The sequence below is a fragment of the Arenimonas sp. genome, from assembly GCF_035721105.1.
GTDB lineage: Bacteria > Pseudomonadota > Gammaproteobacteria > Xanthomonadales > Xanthomonadaceae > Arenimonas.
Genome location: NZ_DASTNG010000032.1, coordinates 22,271 through 28,830, shown reverse-complemented (window position 1 = coordinate 28,830; position 6,560 = coordinate 22,271). Strand labels below are relative to the sequence as shown.

At 68.1% G+C, this 6,560-nt stretch carries 6 protein-coding genes and 1 riboswitch; of the genes, 4 read left to right on the top strand and 2 right to left on the bottom strand.

The genetic code is table 11. The annotated features are described in order from the left end of the window. Window positions 1–119: 119 nt before the first annotated feature. Window positions 120–210, top strand: a riboswitch (S-adenosyl-L-homocysteine riboswitch). A 70-nt stretch (window positions 211–280) separates the two neighbouring features. Beyond that, window positions 281–1,720 carry an adenosylhomocysteinase gene (ahcY, locus tag VFQ84_RS04355; protein ID WP_325129588.1) on the top strand — a complete coding sequence of 480 codons (1,440 nt, stop codon included), beginning with the start codon at window positions 281–283 and terminating at the stop codon, window positions 1,718–1,720. 225 nt (window positions 1,721–1,945) lie between these two features. On the opposite strand, the gene VFQ84_RS04350 is transcribed toward ahcY, so the two are convergent. Then, window positions 1,946–2,500, bottom strand: a complete 555-nt coding sequence (locus VFQ84_RS04350; RefSeq protein WP_325129585.1) for a DUF3228 family protein — start codon at window positions 2,498–2,500, stop codon at window positions 1,946–1,948. Between the two features lie 176 nt (window positions 2,501–2,676). Between VFQ84_RS04350 and metF the strand changes: the two genes are divergently transcribed. The 3 genes from metF to VFQ84_RS04335 are packed head-to-tail and all read left to right on the top strand — an operon-like array spanning window position 2,677 to window position 5,111. Then, window positions 2,677–3,501, top strand: coding sequence for a methylenetetrahydrofolate reductase [NAD(P)H] (gene metF / locus VFQ84_RS04345; protein WP_325129583.1), 825 nt, complete (start codon window positions 2,677–2,679; stop codon window positions 3,499–3,501). 21 nt (window positions 3,502–3,522) lie between these two features. Next, window positions 3,523–4,134 (top strand): DUF4124 domain-containing protein, encoded by a 612-nt coding sequence (locus tag VFQ84_RS04340; RefSeq protein WP_325129582.1) that lies wholly within the window; start codon window positions 3,523–3,525, stop codon window positions 4,132–4,134. A gap of 53 nt (window positions 4,135–4,187) precedes the next feature. Then, window positions 4,188–5,111, top strand: a complete 924-nt coding sequence (locus tag VFQ84_RS04335; RefSeq protein WP_325129580.1) for a branched-chain amino acid transaminase — start codon at window positions 4,188–4,190, stop codon at window positions 5,109–5,111. A gap of 162 nt (window positions 5,112–5,273) precedes the next feature. Here the strand turns inward: VFQ84_RS04335 and VFQ84_RS04330 are convergent, their stop codons facing one another. Further along, window positions 5,274–6,560 (bottom strand): HAMP domain-containing sensor histidine kinase, encoded by a 1,287-nt coding sequence (locus tag VFQ84_RS04330; protein ID WP_325129578.1) that lies wholly within the window; start codon window positions 6,558–6,560, stop codon window positions 5,274–5,276.

The window sequence follows — 6,560 nt, the reverse complement described above, 5'->3', positions numbered from 1 at the left end:
GCCAGGCCGGGGGCATGCACGACTGCCCAGCGAGCCCCTTCCATCCGCCCTAACGTCGCCTTGACGCGCGGCGACCCCTACCACCCGATATAATGCCCGCCGGTCCCCAGGACCCCCACCCCGCCGAGGGGCGCTGCAAGCCCGGCCCGCGCAATGCGGGCAAGGGATCAGGCTCGGCGAGGGTTCACTGATCAACTGCGCCCGTTTACGAGTTGCTTTCGCGGCTTACGCCGCTCCTACACGGAGCGGGCCGCGGGTGCTCACCAACGGAGCTTTATCCATGAACGCTGTGAAAAACCTCGCTGCCGACTACAAGGTCGCCGACCTGTCCCTGGCCGATTGGGGCCGCAAGGAAATCGACATCGCCGAGCAGGAAATGCCGGGCCTGATGTCCATCCGCAAGAAGTACGCCGCCGGCAAGCCGCTCAAGGGCGTGCGCGTCACCGGCTCGCTGCACATGACCATCCAGACGGCGGTGCTGATCGAGACCCTCAAGGACCTGGGCGCCGACGTGCGCTGGGCGTCCTGCAACATTTTCTCCACCCAGGACCACGCCGCCGCCGCGATCGCCAAGTCCGGCACGCCGGTGTTCGCCTGGAAGGGCGAGACGCTGGAGGAATACTGGGACTGCACGCTCGACGCGCTCACCTTCCCGGGCGGCGGCTCCAATCAATTCCGCGGCCCGCAGCTGGTTGTCGATGACGGCGGCGACGTGACCTTGCTGATCCACAAGGGCTACGAGCTCGAGCAGGGCGACACCACCTGGGTGAACTCGGCCTCGGGCTCGCACGAGGAGCAGGTGATCAAGAACCTGCTCAAGCGCGTGGCCAAGGAGCGCCCGGGCTTCTGGGCCGGCGTGGTCAAGGACTGGAAGGGCGTGTCCGAGGAGACCACCACCGGCGTGCACCGCCTGTATCAGATGCTGGAAGCCGGCAAGCTGCTGGTGCCGGCGATCAACGTCAACGACTCGGTCACCAAGTCGAAGTTCGACAACCTCTACGGCTGCCGCGAGTCGCTGGCCGACGGCCTCAAGCGCGCGATGGACGTGATGCTGGCCGGCAAGGTGGCCGTGGTCTGCGGCTACGGCGACGTCGGCAAGGGCTCGGCCCACTCGCTGCGCGCCTACGGCTGCCGCGTCGTGGTCACCGAGATCGATCCGATCAACGCCCTGCAGGCGGCGATGGAAGGCTTCGAGGTCAACACGGTCGAGGCCACGCTGGGCCGCGGTGACATCTACGTCACCACCACCGGCAACAAGGACGTGCTGACCCTCGAGCACATGTCGAAGATGAAGGACCAGGCCATCGTCTGCAACATCGGCCACTTCGACAACGAGATCCAGGTCGACAAGCTCAACGAGTCCGACGCGGTGCGCCTGAACATCAAGCCGCAGGTCGACAAGTACACCTTCAAGAACGGCAACGCGATCTTCCTGCTGGCCGAAGGCCGCCTGGTGAACCTGGGCTGCGCCACCGGCCACCCGAGCTTCGTGATGTCGAACTCGTTCGCCAACCAGACCCTGGCGCAGATCGACCTGTGGGCCAACAAGGAAACCTACGAGGCCAAGGTCTACATCCTGCCCAAGAAGCTGGACGAGGAAGTGGCCCGCCTGCACCTCGAGAAGATCGGCGTGAAGCTGACCACCCTGACCGACGAGCAGGCCGCGTACCTGGGCGTCTCGAAAGACGGCCCGTACAAGCCGGACCACTACCGCTACTGATTCACGCTCCAACGTGTGACGAAACGGGCGCCTTCGGGCGCCCGTTTCTTTTCGGGCTTCGGGGACGCTTTTATTTCTAACGCGGATAAGAGCGGATGGGCGCGGATCAAAGCGGATAGAGCAAATCGAATGGGTTTCGCCGCCAAGCCGTGGCCCACCGGCGACAACCCCAGTCTTATCCGCTTTTATCCGCGTCCATCCGCTTTGATCCGCGTTAAAAGGCCCTTACCGCCAGTTCGCATGGACCGACCAGAAGGCGACGCTGCGGCGGTAGGCGGCACGATCCAGGGCCACCCCGGAGCCACCCTCTTCCACGCCCAGGGCGTTGCGCAGCATGGTGATGGGGACCATCGGGATCTCGTCGGGGTCCATCGTGTAGAGGCAGCCGACGATGCCCCAGTCGGCGTCGATTGGGGTGCCTTCCTTCGCCATCTGCCCGCGGCTGTAGAGGATGGGCACCAGGTAGTTCGCCACCGGCGGCGCCAGGCCTTCGAACCAGCGCACCAGCACCGGCAACTCCTCGCGGGTGCGGGCCTCGTAGGCACTGCGCAGCTGGTGGCGGTTGGCGTCGGTGATCGGAATCACCGAGCACTTCGTGGACGTCCAGTTCCGGTGCACGTGCAGCCGACAGAACGGCGCGTAGCCCGGGATCACCCGCTCGGGCGGCTCGGCGTTGAGGCGCGCGACGAACTGCTCGGGCGTGATGTCCTGGATGGCCGTTCGACGGCCGTCAGCCGGGAACAGGCGGATGCGGGCGAATTCGGTCAGGGCAATGCTCATCCCCCAATTCTGGCACCCGCCGACAATAAAGCGACAGCAAATGAACCAGGTTCATTTGGCCCGCCATCCCCCTCGCCACTGCCACCGGCCGGCCAGCCAAATGAACCTGGTTCATTTGCTGTTCCTTTCATCCGGATGGAGCGATATAGTTCGGGGCAGACGCCGAAGGGACCGCCATGCCGCACTACAGCTTCGAGTTCTATCCGCCCAAGACCGACGAGCAGCGCCAGCAGCTCGATCGCACCGTGGGCCGGCTCAAGCGCCACGCGCCCGAGTTCGTCTCGGTCACCTTCGGCGCCGGCGGCTCCACGCTCTCGTACACCGGCGAAACCGTGCGGCGGCTGCGCGGGCACCACGGCCTCAACGGCGTGCCGCACCTGAGCTGCGTCGGCGGCACCCGCGACGAGATCCGGCAGCTGCTGGGCGAGTACAAGGCGCTGGGCTGCGACCGCATCGTCGCGCTGCGCGGCGACCTGCCCTCGGGCATGGCCCGGCCGGGCGACCTGCACCACGCCTCCGACCTGGTGCGCTTCATCCGCGCCGAGCACGGCGACCACTTCCGCATCGAAGTCGGCTGCTACCCGGAAACCCACCCGCAGGCCGAGGACGCCCTGGCCGACCTCAGGCGCTTCAGGGAGAAGGTCGAGGCCGGCGCCGACTCCGCCATCACCCAGTACTTCTTCAACGCCGACGCCTACTTCCGCTTCGTCGACGACGTCCGCAAGCAAGGCCTCGACGTGCCGGTGATCCCCGGCATCATGCCGATCTCCAACTTCACCCAGCTGCGCCGGTTCTCGGAAGCCTGCGGCGCCGAGATCCCGCGCTGGATCGGCAAGCGCATGCAGGCCTACGGCGACGACGTCGAGGCCATCCGCGAGTTCGCCGCCGACGTGGTGGCGGCGATGTGCCGGCGCCTGGTCGAAGGCGGCGCGCCCGAGCTGCACTTCTACACGCTGAACCTCGCCAAGCCGACCGAGGCCGTGATCGCCCGCCTGGGCTGAACTTCGCGCTACCCTCCCGGCATGCGCTGCCTGACGGTCCTTTTGCTGCTGCTGCTCGTCCCCGCCCTGCCCGCCCGGGCGCAGGGCGTGAAGCGCTGCACCGACGCCCAGGGCAACACGGTCTTCACCGACCGCGCCTGCGCCAGCGTCGACGCCGTGCCCAAGGGCGCACCCGTGCCGCCGGGCGGCGCCACCGCCGAAGGCTTCGCGCCCCGCGGCTGCGCCCGCACGGCCGAAGACCTGCTGGTGGGCGTGCGCACCGCGCTGGAGGCGCGCGACGTGAACCGGCTCGCCAGCTATTACCACTGGACCGGCACCGGGAGCGGCACCGGCCGGCAAGTGATGGACGAGCTCGAGGCGATCGCCACCCGGCCGCTGGTGGCCGTGGCGCTGGCCTACCCCCCCACGCCGGCCGCACCGGACCCGCTGCTGGCCTTCGGTCCGGACGCGCAGCCGGATGCGCCGGCGCCCGCCCGCCCCCAGGAAGCGCCGGAGGCGGACCTGGCAGCGCCCCGCGGGCAGGCGCCGATCGGCCTGGACGTGGAGCAGATGGCGGGCGATGCCAACGCCGCCAGCCGCAGCACCCGCTTCCGCCTGCACCGCAACGTCGGCTGCTGGTGGCTGGCGCTCTGACGCGGGCGGGCGGCCGAACGGATAAACTGCGCGCTTCCCCGCAGGAGTCCGCCATGGCGATGCAGTACCCGGAACACATCTGGCACAACGGCCGCATCAAGCCCTGGGCCGAAGCCACCGTGCACGTCATGGCGCACGGCCTGCACTACGGCTCGTCGGTGTTCGAAGGCATCCGCAGCTATGCGACGCCGAACGGCCAGGCCATCTTCCGCCTCACCGACCACCTCAAGCGCCTCTACGCCTCGGCCAAGATCTACGACATGCCGATGCCCTACGACGTGCCGACCCTGGCCCAGGCCTGCCGCGAGGTCATCACCGCGAACCAGCTCGAGCGCGCCTACCTGCGCCCGATCGCCTACCGCGGCCTCGGCGGCTTCGGCCTCTCGGCCGACACGCCGACCGACCTGGCCATCGCCGCCTGGCACATGGGTCCGTACCTGGGCCCCGACGTGCTGGAAGCGGGCATCGACGCCTGCGTCTCGAGCTGGCAGCGGTTCGCGCCCAACACCATCCCCGCGGGCGCCAAGGCCGGCGGCAATTACCTGTCGGGCCAGCTGGTCGCGCGCGAGGCCCGCCGCCTGGGCTTCGGCGAAGGCATCGCGCTCGCGTCCACCGGCCTGCTCAGCGAGGGCGCCGGCGAGAACCTGTTCCTGGTCATGGATGGCGCCCTGCACACCACGCCGGTCAGCGCGGCCCTGCTCAACGGCATCACCCGCAACACCATCATCACCCTGGCCAAGGCCCGCGGCATCGAGGTGGTCGAGCGCGACATCCCGCGCGAATACCTCTACCTGTGCGACGAGCTCTTCATGTGCGGCACCGCGGCGGAAATCACGCCCATCCGCTCGGTCGACGGCCGCCAGGTCGGCACCGGCAAGCCGGGGCCAGTCACCCGTCGCATCCAGGACCTCTACTTCGGTCTCTTCGACGGGCGTATCGCCGACGACCATGGCTGGCTCGAGTACGTGGGGGCTTAAAAAAGTTTACGCGGATCAGAGCGGAAAATTCAGATAAGTGCGGATAGAGCAAACCTTGAGTGGGTCTTCGCGAGATGACTCGCCCGGCGGAAACCCAACTATCGTTTGCTCTATCCGCTCTTATCTGAATTTTCCGCTCTGATCCGCGTTCAAACACGCCCGCTACACCACCGCCACGAACCTCAGCGTGGCCACGGCCCCGTGCTCCGGGCGAGGCGCGATGGAGACCTGCCAGTCGTAGAGTTCGCACAGGCGGCGGACGATGGACAGGCCGATGCCGCCACCCACGGTGCCGCCGGCGCCGGAGCCGCGGTAGCCGCGTTCGAACAGGCGCGCCGCGTCTTCCTCGCTCAGGCCGGGGCCGGTGTCCTCGATGCGGACCTGGTCGGCCTCGACGATGATCCTCACCTCGCCGGCATTGGTGTACTTGCAGGCGTTGCCGATCAGGTTGCCCAGCGCCACCGCCAGCACCGCCTCCGGGGCTTCGACGACCGCCCACGGGTCGCCCTCGACCAGCACTTCCACCGGCTTGCCGCCGAGCTGGGTGCGGCTGGCGTCCGCCAGCTGCTCGCACAGCTTCAGCAGCAGGGTGTGGCCGACGCCGCGCTCGTTGCGCGAGAGCAGCAGCAGGGCCGTGGTCAGGTCGGTGCTCTGCACCGCCGCGCGTTCGATCCGCAGCAGGCGCTGGCGGGTCTTGTCGGGCAGGTCGGGCTTGGCCAGCAGCAGCTCGGTGGCGCCGCGGATCACGGCCAGCGGCGTGCGCAGCTCGTGGCTGACGTCGGAGTTGAACTCGCGGTCGCGTCGCACCAGCGCCGTCATCTGCTCGGCATAGTCGTCCAGCACCGCCGCCAGCTGGCCCACTTCGTCGTCGGCGAAGTGCGGCGCCAGCTTCTCGGGCTTCTCGCTGCCGGCCAGTGCGCGCATGCGCCGGGCCAGGTCGGTCAGCGGGCTGATCACGCGCTTGGACGACCAGACGCCGATGACCAGCGACAGCAGCGAGAACAGGAACACCACGCCCACCAGCGAGTACGACAGCTGCTGCTGGCTGGCGCGCTCCTGGGCGATGTCGTAGCTCAGGAAGAACCAGTAATCCGGATCCTTCTTCACCGCCAGCTTGTAGGTGCGCGAGCGGCCGTTCTCGTCGAGGTCGGTGATCTCGTGCACGCCGTCGGGCAGGTCGCGCCAGTTGAAGGGCACGTTCCCGAAGCGGCGCTCGCTGAAGACGATGCCCTTGATCTTCTCGAACTGCACGCCGATCGGATCGTCCGGGTTGCGCCGGAACTCCTCGGCGTAGTCGGTGACGTTCTCGAACAGCGCCTCGCCGATCAGCTGGTCCTCCAGCCGCTCGCGCAGCAGCACCGTGGCCGCGGCGAACAGGCCCGTCAGGCCCAGCCCGAACAGGAAGAAGGAGAGGATGATCCGGCTGCGAAGCCTACGCCGGTAGCGCAT

Bases quoted from the DNA above. Each gene is read 5' to 3' on its own strand.
- VFQ84_RS04350 (WP_325129585.1), bottom strand. From the start codon at position 2,500: ATGAGCATTGCCCTGACCGAATTCGCCCGCATCCGCCTGTTCCCGGCT.
- VFQ84_RS04330 (WP_325129578.1), bottom strand. From the start codon at position 6,560: ATGCGCTACCGGCGTAGGCTTCGCAGCCGGATCATCCTCTCCTTCTTC.
- ahcY (WP_325129588.1), top strand. From the start codon at position 281: ATGAACGCTGTGAAAAACCTCGCTGCCGACTACAAGGTCGCCGACCTG.
- VFQ84_RS04335 (WP_325129580.1), top strand. From the start codon at position 4,188: ATGGCGATGCAGTACCCGGAACACATCTGGCACAACGGCCGCATCAAG.
- metF (WP_325129583.1), top strand. From the start codon at position 2,677: ATGCCGCACTACAGCTTCGAGTTCTATCCGCCCAAGACCGACGAGCAG.
- VFQ84_RS04340 (WP_325129582.1), top strand. From the start codon at position 3,523: ATGCGCTGCCTGACGGTCCTTTTGCTGCTGCTGCTCGTCCCCGCCCTG.